Annotated in this window: 11 protein-coding genes and 1 pseudogene; 7 read left to right on the top strand and 5 right to left on the bottom strand. The window is 70.4% G+C overall.

What is annotated here, in order from left to right; translation table 11 throughout:
- The 5 genes and pseudogenes from kdpA to ACGFYQ_RS11060 all read left to right on the top strand — a co-directional run.
- Positions 1-1,665: a potassium-transporting ATPase subunit KdpA gene (gene kdpA, locus ACGFYQ_RS11080; protein WP_393742310.1), complete on the top strand. Its 1,665-nt coding sequence runs from the start codon at positions 1-3 to the stop codon at positions 1,663-1,665.
- The gene (kdpB, locus tag ACGFYQ_RS11075) at positions 1,662-3,767 is read left to right on the top strand and encodes a potassium-transporting ATPase subunit KdpB (protein WP_393742308.1); all 2,106 of its coding nucleotides are present in this window, start codon (positions 1,662-1,664) and stop codon (positions 3,765-3,767) included. Before kdpA ends, kdpB begins: the two co-directional genes overlap by 4 nt.
- Before the next feature lie 6 nt (positions 3,768-3,773).
- The gene (locus tag ACGFYQ_RS11070) at positions 3,774-4,490 is read left to right on the top strand and encodes a potassium-transporting ATPase subunit C (protein WP_393742306.1); all 717 of its coding nucleotides are present in this window, start codon (positions 3,774-3,776) and stop codon (positions 4,488-4,490) included.
- Positions 4,491-4,620: 130 nt separating this feature from the next.
- Complete coding sequence (locus tag ACGFYQ_RS11065; RefSeq protein ID WP_393742304.1) at positions 4,621-5,310, top strand: response regulator; 690 nt, start codon at positions 4,621-4,623, stop codon at positions 5,308-5,310.
- A gap of 14 nt (positions 5,311-5,324) precedes the next feature.
- A pseudogene (locus ACGFYQ_RS11060) lies at positions 5,325-7,594 on the top strand (ATP-binding protein); the annotation flags it as partial.
- 122 nt (positions 7,595-7,716) lie between these two features.
- Here ACGFYQ_RS11060 and ACGFYQ_RS11055 read toward each other — a convergent pair.
- On the bottom strand, positions 7,717-7,842 hold the full coding sequence (locus tag ACGFYQ_RS11055) for a hypothetical protein (protein ID WP_393742302.1): 126 nt from the start codon (positions 7,840-7,842) through the stop codon (positions 7,717-7,719).
- Positions 7,843-7,927: 85 nt separating this feature from the next.
- A complete protein-coding gene (locus tag ACGFYQ_RS11050) occupies positions 7,928-8,461 on the bottom strand; it encodes a toxin-antitoxin system HicB family antitoxin (RefSeq protein WP_393742300.1) in 534 nt (177 codons plus the stop codon).
- 364 nt (positions 8,462-8,825) lie between these two features.
- Between ACGFYQ_RS11050 and ACGFYQ_RS11045 the strand changes: the two genes are divergently transcribed.
- Positions 8,826-11,066 carry an MMPL family transporter gene (locus ACGFYQ_RS11045; RefSeq protein WP_393742298.1) on the top strand — a complete coding sequence of 747 codons (2,241 nt, stop codon included), beginning with the start codon at positions 8,826-8,828 and terminating at the stop codon, positions 11,064-11,066.
- A 150-nt stretch (positions 11,067-11,216) separates the two neighbouring features.
- Here the strand turns inward: ACGFYQ_RS11045 and ACGFYQ_RS11040 are convergent, their stop codons facing one another.
- The 3 genes from ACGFYQ_RS11040 to ACGFYQ_RS11030 all read right to left on the bottom strand — a co-directional run bounded on the left by ACGFYQ_RS11040 (position 11,217) and on the right by ACGFYQ_RS11030 (position 13,817).
- Positions 11,217-12,584: a carotenoid oxygenase family protein gene (locus tag ACGFYQ_RS11040; protein ID WP_393742296.1), complete on the bottom strand. Its 1,368-nt coding sequence runs from the start codon at positions 12,582-12,584 to the stop codon at positions 11,217-11,219.
- 67 nt (positions 12,585-12,651) lie between these two features.
- Complete coding sequence (locus ACGFYQ_RS11035) at positions 12,652-13,092, bottom strand: SRPBCC family protein (RefSeq protein ID WP_393742294.1); 441 nt, start codon at positions 13,090-13,092, stop codon at positions 12,652-12,654.
- A gap of 158 nt (positions 13,093-13,250) precedes the next feature.
- A complete protein-coding gene (locus ACGFYQ_RS11030; protein ID WP_393742292.1) occupies positions 13,251-13,817 on the bottom strand; it encodes a TetR/AcrR family transcriptional regulator in 567 nt (188 codons plus the stop codon).
- A 162-nt stretch (positions 13,818-13,979) separates the two neighbouring features.
- Between ACGFYQ_RS11030 and ACGFYQ_RS11025 the strand changes: the two genes are divergently transcribed.
- On the top strand, positions 13,980-15,206 hold the full coding sequence (locus ACGFYQ_RS11025; RefSeq protein WP_393742290.1) for a PP2C family protein-serine/threonine phosphatase: 1,227 nt from the start codon (positions 13,980-13,982) through the stop codon (positions 15,204-15,206).

The following is a 15,206-nucleotide window of genomic DNA, read 5'->3' as shown; positions in this document are numbered from 1 at the left end:
ATGAGCCCCGTAACCGCTGGTGTGCTCCAGCTGCTCGCGCTGATCGCCGCGCTCGCGCTGGCCTACCGTCCCCTGGGCGATTACATGGCCCGCGTCTACTCCTCCGAGAAGCACTACAAGCCGGAGAAGTGGATCTACAAGGCCATCGGCGCCAACCCCACCGCCGAGATGCGCTGGCCCGCCTACCTGCGCGCCGTCCTCGCCTTCTCCGCCGTGAGCGTCCTCTTCCTGTACCTCCTGCAGCGCGTGCAGGGCAGCCTGCCCGGTTCGCTCGGCTTCGTGTCGATCGACCCGGACCAGGCCTTCAACACCGCCGCGTCGTTCGTGGCGAACACGAACTGGCAGTCGTACTACGGCGAGCAGGCCATGGGCCACGTCGTGCAGACCGGCGGCCTCGCGGTGCAGAACTTCGTCTCGGCCGCCGTCGGCATGGCCGTCGCGGTGGCCCTCGTACGGGGCTTCGCGCGCTCCCGCACCGGTGAGCTCGGCAACTTCTGGTCCGACCTGGTCCGCGGCACCGTCCGCATCCTGCTCCCGATCTCGGTCATCGGCGCGATCGTCCTCGTCGCGTGCGGGGTCATCCAGAACTTCGCCGGCATCCACGAGGTCGGCCAGTTCATGGGCGGCTCGCAGCAGTGGAACGGCGGGGCGGTGGCCTCGCAGGAGGTCATCAAGGAGCTCGGTACGAACGGCGGCGGCTACTTCAACGCCAACTCCGCCCACCCCTTCGAGAACCCGACGCCCTTCTCCAACCTCTTCGAGATCTTCCTGATCCTGGCCATCCCGCTCGCGCTGACCCGCACCTTCGGCCGCATGGTCGGGAACCTGCGCCAGGGCTACGCGATCCTCGCGACGATGGGCATCATCTGGCTCGGCTTCACCGCGCTGATGATGTGGACCGAATTCGCCCACCACGGCCCGGCGTTCGACATCTCCGGCGGGGCGATGGAGGGCAAGGAGACCCGCTTCGGGATCGGCGGTTCGTCGATCTTCGCGGTGGCCACGACGTTGACGTCGACCGGCGCGGTGAACTCCTTCCACTCCTCGTACACCGGCTTCGGCGGCGGTATCGCGATGCTGGGCATGCAGCTGGGTGAGATCGCGCCCGGTGGTGTCGGCTCCGGCCTCTACGGCATGCTGGTCATGGCGATCATCGCGGTGTTCATCGCCGGTCTGATGGTCGGCCGCACCCCCGAGTACCTGGGCAAGAAGATCGGCACCCGCGAAATCAAGCTGGCGGCCTGCTACATCCTCGTCACCCCCGCCCTGGTCCTGTGCTTCACCGCGGCCGCCATGGCCCTGCCCACCCCGGCCGACTCCATGACGAACGCCGGGGCGCACGGCTTCTCCGAGATCCTCTACGCCTACACCTCGGGCGCCAACAACAACGGCTCGGCCTTCGCCGGCCTGAACGCCGACACCCAGTGGTTCAACTCGACCATCGGCATCGCGATGCTGCTCGGCCGCTTCCTGCCCATGGTGTTCGTCCTGGCGCTGGCCGGCTCGCTGGCCGAGCAGAAGCCCGTCCCGGAGACGGCGGGCACGCTGCGCACCGACAAGCCGCTCTACGCGGGCCTGCTCGTCGGCACGATCGTCATCATCACCGGTCTGACCTACTTCCCGGCCCTCGCGCTGGGTCCGCTCGCCGAAGGGCTCGCGTCATGAGCACCATCACCCCCACCCGCGCTCCACACGAAGACATCCCGACCGGTCACAAGCCGGGCGCCGGACGGGTCGGCGGCGGTCTCTTCGACCCGAAGCAGCTGCTGAAGTCCTTCCCGGACGCGGTGCGCAAGCTCGACCCGCGCGTCATGATCAAGTCCCCGGTCATGTTCGTCGTCCTCATCGGCTCCGTGGTCACGACCGTCCTCGCGGTCAAGGACCCGACGGACTGGTTCGGCTGGGCGATCACCGCCTGGCTGTGGCTGACCACGATCTTCGCCAACCTCGCGGAAGCCGTCGCCGAGGGCCGCGGCAAGGCCCAGGCCGACACCCTGCGCAAGGCCAAGACCGACTCCGTGGCCCGCCGCCTGACCAAGGACGGCACGGGCGAGGAGCAGGTCCCCGGCACCGAGCTGCGCATCGGCGACCTGGTGGTCTGCGAGGCGGGAGACGTCATCCCCGGCGACGGTGACGTCGTCGAAGGCGTCGCCTCGGTCGACGAGTCGGCCATCACCGGTGAGTCCGCGCCGGTCATCCGGGAGTCCGGCGGCGACCGCTCGGCGGTGACCGGTGGTACGAAGGTGCTGTCGGACCGGATCGTCATCAAGATCACGACCAAGCCCGGCGAGACCTTCATCGACCGCATGATCGCCCTGGTCGAGGGCGCGGCCCGGCAGAAGACGCCCAACGAGATCGCGCTCAACATCCTGCTCGCGTCCCTCACGATCGTCTTCCTGCTGACGGTCGTCACCCTGCAGCCGTTCGCGATCCACGCCGGTGCCGAGCAGTCGATGATCGTGCTCACCGCGCTGCTGGTCTGCCTCATCCCCACCACCATCGGCGCACTGCTCTCCGCCATCGGCATCGCCGGCATGGACCGCCTGGTCCAGCGCAACGTCCTGGCCATGTCCGGCCGCGCGGTCGAGGCCGCCGGTGACGTGTCCACGCTACTGCTCGACAAGACGGGCACCATCACCCTCGGCAACCGCCAGGCCTCGGAGTTCGTCCCGGTCAAGGGAACGACGGAGGCCGAGCTGGCGGACGCCGCCCAGCTGTCCTCGCTGGCCGACGAGACGCCCGAGGGCCGCTCGATCGTGGTGCTCGCGAAGGAGAAGTACGGACTGCGCGAGCGCCACCAGGGCGAACTCGCCCATGCCACCTGGGTGCCCTTCACCGCCCAGACCCGTATGTCGGGTGTCGACGTCGACGGTACGAAGACCCGCAAGGGCGCGGCCGGTTCGGTCATCACCTGGGTCGAGGAACAAGGCGGCCACGTCTCGGACGACGCCGACCTCCTCGCCAACTGCATCTCCGAGGCCGGCGGCACGCCGCTGCTCGTCGCGGTCGCCGACGAGAGGGGCGCCCGCGTCCTGGGGGTCATCCACCTCAAGGACGTCGTCAAGGAGGGCATGCGCGAGCGGTTCGACGAACTGCGCCGCATGGGCATCAAGACGATCATGATCACGGGCGACAACCCGCTGACGGCCAAGGCGATCGCGGAGGAGGCCGGAGTCGACGACTTCCTGGCCGAGGCCACCCCCGAGGACAAGATGGCCCTCATCAAGCGGGAACAGGCGGGCGGCAAGCTCGTCGCCATGACCGGCGACGGCACCAACGACGCCCCCGCCCTCGCCCAGGCCGACGTCGGCGTCGCGATGAACACCGGCACCTCGGCCGCCAAGGAGGCCGGGAACATGGTGGACCTGGACTCCAACCCCACCAAGCTCATCGAGATCGTCGAGATCGGCAAGCAGCTGCTGATCACGCGTGGCGCCCTGACGACGTTCTCCATCGCCAACGACGTCGCGAAGTACTTCGCGATCATCCCCGCCATGTTCGCCGTGGTCTATCCGGGCCTGGACAAGCTCAACATCATGGGCCTGACCTCGCCCGAGTCGGCGATCCTCTCGGCCGTCATCTTCAACGCGCTGATCATCATCGCCCTGGTGCCGCTCGCCCTCAAGGGCGTCCGGTACCGGCCCACCAGCGCCGACAAGATGCTCCGCCGCAACCTCGGCCTGTATGGCGTGGGTGGTCTGATCGCCCCGTTCATCGGCATCAAGGTCATCGACCTCCTCATCTCCCTCATCCCCGGAATCGGCTGATCCACGATGAACAACTCTGTAGGCAACACTGCACGCCTGATCGGTGCGGGCCTCCGCGCCCTGCTGGTTCTGACGGTGATCTGCGGCGTGCTCTACCCGCTGGCCGTCACGGGGATCGCCCAGACCCTGTTCAACGACAAGGCCAACGGCTCCGAGATCAAGGACAAGAGCGGCCGGGTCGTCGGCTCCTCCCTCATCGGGCAGAGCTACAACCTGCCGAAGCAGAACCCCGACGACGAGGAGGAGGCGGCGAAGCCGGACCTCAAGTGGTTCCAGCCGCGCCCCTCCAACGGCCTGGGCGCCAACTCGGTCAACACCCGGTACTCGCTGATCCTGTCCGGCGCGACCAACCGCTCCGCCGACAACGGTGCCGTGGGCGGCCAGTGCAGCAAGGACGCGGAGGAAGGCACCCTCTGCGCACAGGTCATCGCCGCCAAAGACGCCGTCGTCACCGACAACTCCACCGCCTCCTACCAGGTCAAGCCGGAGGACGTGCCGGCCGACGCCGTCACCTCCTCCGGCTCCGGCCTCGACCCGAACATCTCCCCCGAGTACGCCGAACTCCAGGTCCACCGGGTCGCCGAACAGAACAAGCTCGACGTCAAGCAGGTCGCGAAGCTCGTGGCCGACCACACCACAGGCCGCACCCTCGGCTTCATGGGCGAACCCCGCGTCAACGTCCTCGAACTCAACACCGCGCTCACGTCACTGACCAAGAGCTGACGGCCCGCACCCATCGCACGGACCAGGAGCCGGCGTGGCGCGGAGTTCCCTCAGCCACCGCTGGTCGGGGGTACCCCGGCGCCCCGCCGGCTCCGTCCCGTGCCCGTAACGAAGGAAAGGCCGCATACCGATGACCCGGGTGCTGGTGGTGGAGGACGACCCTCAGCTCGTCCGCGCGCTGAAGATCAATCTCCAGGCGCGCAAGTTCGACGTCGAGGAGGCGCCCGACGGCGGCTCCGCCCTGCGGCTCGCGGCCGCCCGCAAACCTGACGTCATAGTGCTGGACCTCGGTCTGCCCGACATGGACGGCGTCGACGTGATCAGGAGCGTCCGCGGCTGGAGCCGCGTGCCCATCCTGGTCCTCTCCGCCCGCCACACCTCCGAGGACAAGATCCGGGCCTTGGACGCGGGCGCGGACGACTACGTGACGAAACCGTTCAGCATGGACGAGCTCCTCGCCCGCCTGCGCGCGGCCACCCGCCGCCAGGAGACCCCTGCGGCATCCCTGGCCGACGAGACCTCCGTGGTCACGACCGACGAGTTCACCGTCGACCTGGTCGCGAAGAAGGCCCGGAGGGGCGACCGCACCGTACGGCTGACCCCGACCGAGTGGCACCTGCTGGAGATCCTCATCACCCACCCCGGCCGGCTGATCACCCAGGCCAGGCTGCTGCTGGAGGTCTGGGGACCGACGTACGGGGAGAACACCAACTACCTGCGCGTCTACATGGCCCAGCTACGGCGCAAACTGGAAGCGGACCCCTCCCACCCCCGGTACCTGATCACCGAACCGGGCATGGGATACCGCTTCGAACCCTGATCATCCGCCCGATCGTCAGCCACACCAACGTCCCCGGCTCGCGCAACGCCAAGCGCTGGCAGGACGTCGAGGAGCTGCTCCAGGCCGGCATCGACGTCGTGTCCACCGCAACATCCAGCACTTGGAATCGCTCGGCGACGTCGTCGAGACCATCACCGGCGTGCGCCAGCGCGAGACCGTACCCGACGAGGTGGCCCGGCGGGCCGACCAGATCGAGCTCGTCGACATGTCCCCGCAGGCCCTGCGCCGCCGCATGGCCCACGGCAACGTCTACAAGCCCGACAAGGTCGACGCCGCCCTCTCCAACTACTTCCGCCCCGGCAACCTGACCGCGCTGCGCGAACTCGCCCTGCTCTGGGTCGCCGACCGGGTCGACGAGTACCTCCAGGAATACCGGGGCGAGCACAACATCCGCTCCACCTGGCAGGCCCGCGAGCGCATCGTCGTCGGCCTCACCGGCGGCCCGGAGGGACGCACGCTCATCCGCCGCGCCGCCCGCCTCGCCGAGAAGGGCGCGGGCGGCGAGGTCCTCGCCGTCTACATCGCCGCCAGCGACGGACTCACGTCCGCCTCCCCCAAGGAACTCGCGGTCCAGCGGACCCTGGTCGAGGACCTGGGCGGCACCTTCCACCACGTCATAGGCGACAACGTCCCGGACGCGCTGCTGGAGTTCGCGCGCGGGGTCAACGCCACGCAGATCGTCCTCGGCGTCAGCCGCCGCCGCTCCTGGCAGTCCGTCTTCAGCCCCGGCGTCAGCGCCACGGTCGCCCGCGAATCCGGGCCCGACCTCGACGTGCACATCGTCACCCACGACGAAGCGGCCAAGGGCCGCGGCCTGCCTGTCGCCCGCGGCGCGCGGCTCGGCCGCTCCCGCATCATCTGGGGCTGGCTGACCGGCATCGTCGGCCCCGCACTCCTCGCCGTCCTGCTGAGCCAGGTCGTCCCCGACCTCGGGCTCGCGAACGACATGCTGCTGTTCCTCACCTTCACGGTGGCGGCGGCCATGCTCGGTGGACTGCTCCCCGCCCTTGCCTCAGCGGCGGTCGGGTCCCTGCTCCTCAACTACTTCTACACGCCACCGCTGTACCAGTTCACCATCTCCGACCCCAAGAACATCGTCGCCATCGCGATCTTCGTCGGGGTAGCGGTGTCGGTGGCCTCCGTGGTCGACCTGGCCGCCCGGCGCACCCACCAGGCCGCCCGCCTACGCGCCGAATCCGAGGTCCTCTCCTTCCTCGCGGGCAGCGTCCTGCGCGGCGAGGACTCCCTCGACGCCCTCCTCGAGCGCCTCCGCGAGACCTTCGCCATGCAGTCGGTCGTCCTCCTGGAGCGCACCAGCGAAGTCGACTCGTGGACCACGGCGGCATCCGTGGGCGGCGGCCCGGTCGGCCGCCCCGAGGACGCCGACGTCGACCTGCCCGTAGGCGACAACATGGCTCTGGCTCTGACCGGCCGAGTGCTCCCGGCCGAAGACCGGCGGGTGCTCGGCGCCTTCGCCGCCCAGGCCGCCGTCGTACTCGACCGCCAGCGCCTCGTCGACGAGGCGGGCAAGGCCAAGGAACTCGCCGAGGGCAACCGCATCCGCACCGCGCTGCTGGCCGCCGTCAGCCACGACCTGCGCACCCCGCTCGCCGGCATCAAGGCGTCCGTCACGTCCCTGCGCTCCGCCGACGTCGAATGGTCCGAGGACGACAAGGCCGAGCTCCTGGAGGGCATCGAGGACGGCGCCGACCGCCTCGCCGCCCTCGTCGGCAACCTCCTCGACATGTCCCGCCTCAACACCGGCACGGTCGTCCCGCTGATCCGCGAGACCGACCTCGACGAGGTCGTCCCGATGGCCCTGGGCGGCGTACCGGAGGACAGCGTGGACCTGGACATCCCCGAAACCCTCCCGATGGTCGCCGTCGACCGGGGCCTGCTGGAGCGGGCCGTCGCCAACATCGTCGAGAACGCCGTCAAGTACAGCCCCGACGGCCGGCCGGTCCACGTCTCCGCCAGCGCCCTGGGGAGCCGGGTCGAGCTCCGGGTGGTCGACCGCGGGCCCGGCGTCCCGGACGACGCCAAGGGCCGTATCTTCGAACCCTTCCAGCGCCACGGCGACGCCCCACGAGGCGCCGGAGTCGGCCTCGGCCTCGCCGTCGCCCGTGGCTTCACCGAGGCCATCGGCGGCACGCTCGCCGCCGAGGACACCCCCGGCGGCGGCCTCACCATGGTCCTCACCCTCCCCGTGGCGGGCGGCACTCCGCCCGTCACCGCGGAGCTCCCGGCCTCGGCGGTCACCTGATTCCGCGGCGACCGGCCGAGCCGCCGGGCCCGTCACACCGACATGGACAGGTGGCCGGAGTACGGCTGCCGACCCGCGCACACGAGCCGCCCGGCCCCGGTAGGGGGATGGGCCCGCGGCCCTCAGAGGCGGACCGGCAGGCCGACCGGATAGGTGCCCTCGCCCGCGAACCCGACGCGCTCGACGGCGTCGCGTCCGACGGCGAGGGACAGGCTGTCGCGCCGCAGCAGCAGTTGGTCGAGGATCACCTCGGTCTGCAGGTTGGCGAGCGCGGCTCCGATGCAGCGGTGTGCGCCGTGCCCGTACGCAATGTGCCCGGCGCCGCGCGCCGCCTCACGGGTGAGGTCCAGCTTTCCGGCCGGTGAAGCTCTCTCCGGTCCGGTTCCGCTTGAGCCCGGAGGGGCCTTCACGTTCGCCGGGTTCCAGGGCCGCGGCCAGGACCCGGACCAGCCAGGCGTTGACCGACAGTCCCTCCTGGTTCGCCGCTTCCTCGGCGCGGGCCTTGAGGTGGGCGGGCAGCCGGAGGTTGATGCGCGCGGTGCCGCCTTCCTCGCCGTCCGCCGCAAGGGGAGGGGCGGGCGGCGCGGTGGCCGTATGCGGTACTGCGCCGTAGGGCTCCAGGGCCGGCGGTGGCGTCACCACGAAGGTGGGGTTCAGGCCCCGCAGGCGTACGTCGACCGATCCGGGAGCGAGGTCGCGGGCGACCTCGTCCATGGCCGCGGAGAGGGCATTCAGCAGCGTGAGCCGGGCGGCGGATTCCAGCGGTGCGGTCAGCCGCTCGGCCAGGGCGCGAGCTTCATCCCCACCGGCAGCCGCGGCGACCGCGAGCTCCTGCCGGAGGTTGTCGACATACGGCGTGAGGTCCATGGCGCCACTATGGCACACAGAAGCGCCATAGCGAACCACCACCCCGCATGAAGTGCGGCGCTCCCTGCCTAAACCGCTGGCGGCAGGGTTGCGAGCTGCGGAAACGCGCCACTCCTCCACTCTCCCCATGGCGCCCTCGGCAGCCGCCCGGCGCCGGTGCGTGGCACCCGAGGCTTGCGTTGGCGCCACCACGGTGCCATTGTGGCGCCACAGGGTCACGGCGGTAGCGCCGCCGGATCTGTCACTGCTTCCGGGCCGCTTGAGCCCGACCCGCATCACCTTCGCCCCGCCCGACGGGGCGCGCATCGAAGGCGGCCTCGCGGTCCGCCCGTTCACCGCCCATCCGACAGGAGTCTGTTTCGCCGTGGCTACATACCTCTACAAGCTGGGCCGCCTCGCCTTCCGGCGGCGGGGCTTGATCGCACTGCTGTGGGTGCTGATCCTCGGCGGGGTGGGTTTCGCCGCCTCGTCCGCTCCGGCGCCCCCGGCCGACACCTTCTCGATGCCGGGCACCGAATCACAGAAGGCGTTCGACCTGCTCAAGGAGAAGTTCCCGGCCGCGAGCGCCGACGGTGCAAGCGCCCGGGTCGTCATCCGCGCGCCCCAGGGCGAGAACATCTCCGGCCCCCAGCGGAAGGCAGCGGTCTCCGGGCTCGTCTCCGACCTGGCGAAGGCCCCGGAGGTGGTCGCGGTCACCGACCCCTACCAGGCGGGCGCCGTCAGCAAGGACGGCACCACCGCCTACACGGTCGTCACCTACAAGGTCGCCGCCACCCAGTTGACCGACACGGATCACGACACCCTCGACCAGGCACTGGACAAGGCCCGCGGGACGGGGCTCACCGTCGAAGCGGGCGGTGACGCCATCAAGATCGAGGCGGCCATGGGCGGCGCCGAGGGCATCGGCATCCTCGTCTCGGCCCTCGTCCTGCTGATCACCTTCGGGTCGATGATCGCCGCCGGCATGCCCCTGCTCACCGCCCTCGTCGGCGTCGGCGTCGGCATCAGCGGGATCGTCGCGCTCGGCAGCACCCTCGGCCTGTCGGCAACCACCTCCACGCTCGCCATGATGATCGGCCTCGCCGTCGGCATCGACTACGCCCTGTTCATCATCTCCCGCTACCGCTCGGAGATCGCCGAAGGCCGTGAGCGGGAGGAAGCCGCCGGGCGCGCCGTCGGCACCGCCGGATCGGCCGTCGTCTTCGCAGGGCTCACCGTCGTCATCGCTCTGGCCGGCCTCTCCGTCGTGAACATCCCGATGCTCACCAAGATGGGCGTGGCGGCAGCGGGCACGGTCGCCGTCGCCGTCCTGATCGCGATCACCCTCGTCCCCGCGCTGCTCGGCTTCGCGCCGGTCAAGGTGCTGCGCCGGCTCGACCGCAAGGCGGTCACCGGCAAGCCGCTCTCCGCCCGCCAGCAGCGCAAGGCCGCCAGGGAGGCCGCACGGCGGAAGCCCAACCTGGGTACGCGCTGGGCCAGTTACGTCCTGCTCCACCCGGTGGCCGTCCTGCTCGTCGGAGTGCTCGGGCTGGGCACGATCGCGCTGCCCGCCGCCGGCCTGGAGCTGGGACTGCCCGGCGAGGGCACGATGGCCGCCGAGACCACCCAGCGCAAGGCGTACGACATGCTGTCGGAGTCCTTCGGCCCCGGCTTCAACGGACCTCTGATGATCACCGTGAGCGCCGAGGACGCGTCGGCCGCCGCCGGCTCGGTCGGTCGGGCTCTGGCGGAGGTGGACGGCGTCGCCTCCGTCTCACCGGCCGCACCCAACACGGCCAACGACACCGCGATCCTGAACGTCATACCGAGCACCGGACCCAACGACCACGACACCGAACAGCTCGTCCGCTCCCTACGGAACAAGGTGGCCGGCATCGAAGCCCGCACGGGCGCGGACGAGGTCCTCGTGACCGGCCAGACCGCGATGTTCATCGACTTCTCCGAGACCCTCGACGACTCACTGGTGCCGTACCTCGCACTCGTGGTGGGCCTCGCCTTCCTCCTGCTGGTACTCGTCTTCCGCTCGATCCTCGTCCCGCTCAAGGCGGCGCTCGGCTTCCTGCTGTCGGTGAGCGCGGCCCTCGGAGCCGTGGTCGCGGTGTTCCAGTGGGGCTGGCTCGCCGACGTCTTCGGCGTCAAGGAAGCCGGCCCGGTCATGAGCACGATGCCGATCTTCATGATCGGTGTGGTGTTCGGCCTCGCGATGGACTACGAGGTGTTCCTGGTGAGCCGGATGCGGGAGGCCTACGTCCACGGGGCACGGCCCGGCGATGCCGTGGTCACCGGCTTCCGCCACGGCGGGCGCGTGGTCAGCGCGGCCGCGATCATCATGGTGAGCGTGTTCTCCGGCTTCATCACGGAGCAGAACGACCTGATCAAGATGATCGGCTTCGCCCTGGCGACAGCCGTCCTCTTCGACGCCTTCGTCGTCCGCATGGCCATCGTCCCGGCCCTCTTCGCGCTGCTCGGCAAGGCGGCCTGGTGGCTGCCCGAGTGGCTGGACCGCGCCTTGCCGAACGTGGACGTGGAGGGCGCGAAACTGGGCGCCGGGGCCCCGGCGGCATCCCGGGTGCGGGAACCGCACTACTCGGACTCCGCCCACTGAGAAACACATCGAGAAGGGGCGCCCGGCTGCTCTCACAGCCAGGCGCCCCCCTGGGCTTGGCGTGCCGTGGTCAGCCCGACGCTCACGCCCGGAGCTTGCCTACCGCGCCTGGCCTGCGGGGTCGGCCGCCTGGCCGGCGCCGACCGGTGGTCAGCTGTCGGAGCCGTCGAGGGCGTTGTCGGGGATCCAGGAGCCGTGGATGCCGCCGGTGACCCGGCGCGGGAGGTGGACCGTCGCGATCCGGTCGAGACCGGAGGCGTCCAGGACCAGGAGCCGGGAGGCGTCCTGCTTGAGGTCGGAGACGACGGTGAGCAGGTAGCCGTCGTCCTCGCGGGTGGCGCCGGCGGCGGGGACGAACACGGCCTCGCCCGGCAGCCGGGCGTCGCCGGCCTGGTGGATGCGGCGGGCGCCGGTGGCGCGGTCGTACTTGACGATGCCGTAGCCGCCGTGGCCTTCCTGGTCGGGGAAGGAGACCGCGTACTGGTAGCGGTGCTCGGCGCCGAGGAACTCCTCGTTGAGCGTGGGGAACTCGACGGCGAGGTCGTCGATGATCTGCTCGTCGACGCTGCCGGCGGCCAGGTCGATGACCCATCGGCGGTTGTAGGAGCGGGTGTTGGGCTCGGTGCCGCGGCCGGGAGCGCCGACCCACCAGTTCCAGGAGAGCTGGAAGCCCTCCCGGTCGACGGTCGGGCCCTCCAGCACGATGCGGCCCTGGGCGTCCTCGTAGGCGTTGGCGGCGTGCAGCATGCTGCCCGGCTCGATGGAGAACCAGCGGATCCTCGCCGCGCCTTGCGGGCCGCGGGGCATGACGCCGATCCGCGCCGGCTGGGCGTCGTTCCAGCCGTACGGGATGCCGGAGTGCTCGGCGGGGTCGAAGGTGACGGTGCCCTCGACGAAGACCACGTGGTGGCGGGTGACGGCGAAGTCGTGCTTGAGGGAGGCGCTCGCCCCCGGCACCTCGACGCTGTAGGCGATCCGCCCCTCGGCGTCGGCCACGTGGTACACGAGGTACGGCGGGAACGGCGAGGAGCCGAAGAAGTGCAACTCGCCGGTGACTGGGTCGGTCTTCGGGTGCGCCGTCATCGCGCCGCGCAGCTTGCCGTCGAAGTCGTAGGCGCCGACCGTGTCGAGGTTCCGGGTGAGCTCGAAGGGGAAGTTCGCCTCGGACAGCGCCAGCAGCCGTCCGGCGTGCTCGATGACGTGGGTGCCGGCGGTGCTGGCCGTCAGGTCCGGGCCCTGCTCGGTCATGTAGGAAGCACCGTCCAGGGCGGGGGTGCGCACCCAGCGGTTGCGGTACCACTCGGCGTGGCCGTCGCGCAGCCGGATGCCGTGGACCATGCCGCTGCCCTTGAACCAGTGGGTGGGAGTGACGCCGGGCTTGGGGTTGTGGCTGTTGCGGATCAGCCGGCCGGTCAGCTCCGGCGGCAGGGAGCCCTCAACGGTCAGCTCGGTGGCTGTGATCTCGTCGACGGCCGGGGCGTAGTGGCCGGTCAGGTAGGGCTTCTTGTCGGTGGTCATGGCAGGTACCTCGCTCTGCGTGACGGTGTCGGACGAGAGATGTCGCAGGCGCGATGGGCGACGGGAGTCAGCCGGCCTGCTCGGCGCGGGCCTTGAGGGCCGCGAGCCAGACGGTCAGGGAGTCGTGCAGGGCCTGGCCGAGCTCGTCGGCCGCGGCGTCGACGGGGGCACCGCTCCAGGACTCCTCGGTGCGGACGCTCACCTGGCTGCCGGTCTGCTCGAAGGTCCACACGTGGATGCCCTCGATGCCGTTGGCCGGGCCGCCCCAGACCAGCCGCTCACCGGGGACGATCTCGCGGATGGTGGAGGTGATGTCCAGCCCGTGCGTCTTCCAGCTGAAGGAGTTGCCCGGCAGCAGCGGGCCGTCGAGCCCGGCCTGGTCGACGTGGGCGTTCCAGCTCGGCCAGGCGTCGATGTCGGTGTGCAGGGCCCAGACCCGCTCCAGCGGGGCGTCGATGACGGTGGACAGGCGGACGATGACGGGAGCGGTCTCGTCGATGGTGAACATGGTTGGTCTTCCTCTCGATCGATGTGCTGTCGGTTGCGCTTTCGGCGCTCATGATCCGCACGAGCCTCCATGAGTGGTTAACCACTCACACTTGACGCCTAAGAAAAGGCGGGGCCGTGTACCCCGCCGACAGACGGCTGCCCGGCTTGCGCCGGGCGTCAGTAGTGCGTGATGCCCGCGGACAGCGTTCGGGTCCAGGGGGCGTCCACCTCGTCGGCCCCCATGGAGACGATGAGGTGGCACAGCATGCCGAGCGCGAAGAACTCCTGGACCTGCCCCTCGGTGCCGCCGGAGGCGCCGCGGACGTACTCCACCAGCCGAGCGTAGCCCTGCCGGACCGCCTCACGGACAGCCGGCTCGGAGACGGCCGCGGCCTGGGCGTGCAACTGGATCAGCATCAGGTCGTTGTCGCTGATCAGCAGCGCGTAGGCGTCCCCCATGGCCTCCAACACCGCCTCGGCGGAGCTGCCCTTCACCTCGGCCGCCGCCCGCTCCAGACCGGCCCGGACCTGCACGAAGCAGTGCTCGACCACTGCGGTGAACAGCAGCTCCTTGCTCGGGAACAAGCGGTAGACGTACGCCTGTGAGATGCCGGCCGCCTTCGCCACCTCGGTCGTGGTGGTGCCCCAGTAGCCGCGCGCCGCGAAGGCGCCGATGGCGGTGCGCAGCACCGTCTCGCGGCGCTCCTCGGCCGTGGACAGCTGGCGGGGTCGTTCGCTCTTCATGTGAGTACTCAACCACTCACACTTTTGCCGTGTCAACGTATCCGTGCGGATGGCGCGAAGTTCGTTGCCCGCGGTCGGGCAATACGCTGGTGAAAGGAACGCGCTGATGGAATGTCTTCCTCGTCGGGCTCCCTGGTGCGGACCAGGGGTTACGGAGGCGTCGTGCCGGAACAGGATGGCGTGGAGGCACGCCTACGCGCGATGGAAGAGGCTCTCGAGCGGATCGGGACGTCCTTCGACGAGCGGGCGACCTGGCGGGAGCTGGCGGGATTCGTGTTCCGGACCCTGTGCGACGCCGCGGCTGTGGACGTGATCGGCCACGGCGGCAGGAATGACCGTGTGGCCTCGGCCGGCGCGACGGATCTCCTGGACGACCCCGGCACCGACACCGGGATCACCCCCGCGGTCCGGGCTCTGGACGAGGGACATCCCGTGCATGCGTACTCCGGCCGCGGCACGGAAGGATCCGTACACCTCGTCTCGGTACCGCTGATCGGCCGGGGCGAGCTCTACGGAAGGCTCCTCGCGGTCCGGACGCACGGCGGCTTCAGCGACCACGAGACGGCGACGCTGCACTTCGCGGCACGACTCGCATGCGTGCACATCGGACACGCACGGCGCCTGGCGGCAACCGAGAAGATCGCACTCGACCTCCAGCGGGCCCTGGTGGCCGAACCGGGCCGACCACACCCGAACCTGGAAGTCGCCAGCCGCTACCTGCCGGTCGGACCACGAACCCTCGTCGGCGGCGACTGGTTCGAGACCGTGCGGCTGCACTTCGGCCGGACCCTGCTGGTGGTCGGAGACGTCATGGGCCACGGCCTGGAAGCCGCCGTCGACATGAACGCCTACCGCTCCCTCCTGCGCGACGTCGCCTCCACCGATCTCGCCCCCCACCGCGTGCTTCGCCAGCTCGACGCCCTGTCCGCGGCGGACGACAACCGTCGCCCCGCGACCTGCCTCATCGTCCGCGTCGATCCCGCCCGCGGCATGGCCGTGTACGCCAGTGCCGGACATCTGCCGCCCGCCGCCTTCACCGCCGACGGCCCGGGCGAGCTGCTGAAGGTTCCCGTCGGCCCTCCGCTGGGCACCGGCATCGGCGGATACGAAGCCGTCGCCCTGCCGATCACCACCGATCAGACCATCCTGCTCTATACGGACGGCCTCGTGGAACGCCGCGGCGAGGACATCGACACCTCCCTGGCCCGGCTCGCGGCGCTGCACATGACCACCGGAGCAGGAGTCTCCGATGTCGTGGACGCGGTCTGCGACGGACTCGACGCACAGCACGCCGAAGACGACGTCGCCGTCCTCGCCGCCCGCCTCCGCCCCCGTCCGCCCCACGATCCCGCCGGCAGTGCCCTTCACACCGCCGGGCCTCCGCCGTGA

The organism is Streptomyces sp. NPDC048258 (genome assembly GCF_043201995.1).
Classification (GTDB): Bacteria; Actinomycetota; Actinomycetes; order Streptomycetales; family Streptomycetaceae; genus Streptomyces.
The sequence above is the reverse complement of the archived record's forward strand: the minus strand, read 5'-3'. Positions and strand labels throughout refer to the sequence as shown.

Excerpts from the sequence above, each read along its gene's own strand:
- ACGFYQ_RS11030 (WP_393742292.1), bottom strand. The coding sequence starts at position 13,817 with ATGAAGAGCGAACGACCCCGCCAGCTGTCCACGGCCGAGGAGCGCCGC.
- ACGFYQ_RS11040 (WP_393742296.1), bottom strand. The coding sequence starts at position 12,584 with ATGACCACCGACAAGAAGCCCTACCTGACCGGCCACTACGCCCCGGCC.
- ACGFYQ_RS11050 (WP_393742300.1), bottom strand. The coding sequence starts at position 8,461 with ATGGACCTCACGCCGTATGTCGACAACCTCCGGCAGGAGCTCGCGGTC.
- kdpA (WP_393742310.1), top strand. The coding sequence starts at position 1 with ATGAGCCCCGTAACCGCTGGTGTGCTCCAGCTGCTCGCGCTGATCGCC.
- ACGFYQ_RS11065 (WP_393742304.1), top strand. The coding sequence starts at position 4,621 with ATGACCCGGGTGCTGGTGGTGGAGGACGACCCTCAGCTCGTCCGCGCG.
- ACGFYQ_RS11070 (WP_393742306.1), top strand. The coding sequence starts at position 3,774 with ATGAACAACTCTGTAGGCAACACTGCACGCCTGATCGGTGCGGGCCTC.
- kdpB (WP_393742308.1), top strand. The coding sequence starts at position 1,662 with ATGAGCACCATCACCCCCACCCGCGCTCCACACGAAGACATCCCGACC.
- ACGFYQ_RS11035 (WP_393742294.1), bottom strand. The coding sequence starts at position 13,092 with ATGTTCACCATCGACGAGACCGCTCCCGTCATCGTCCGCCTGTCCACC.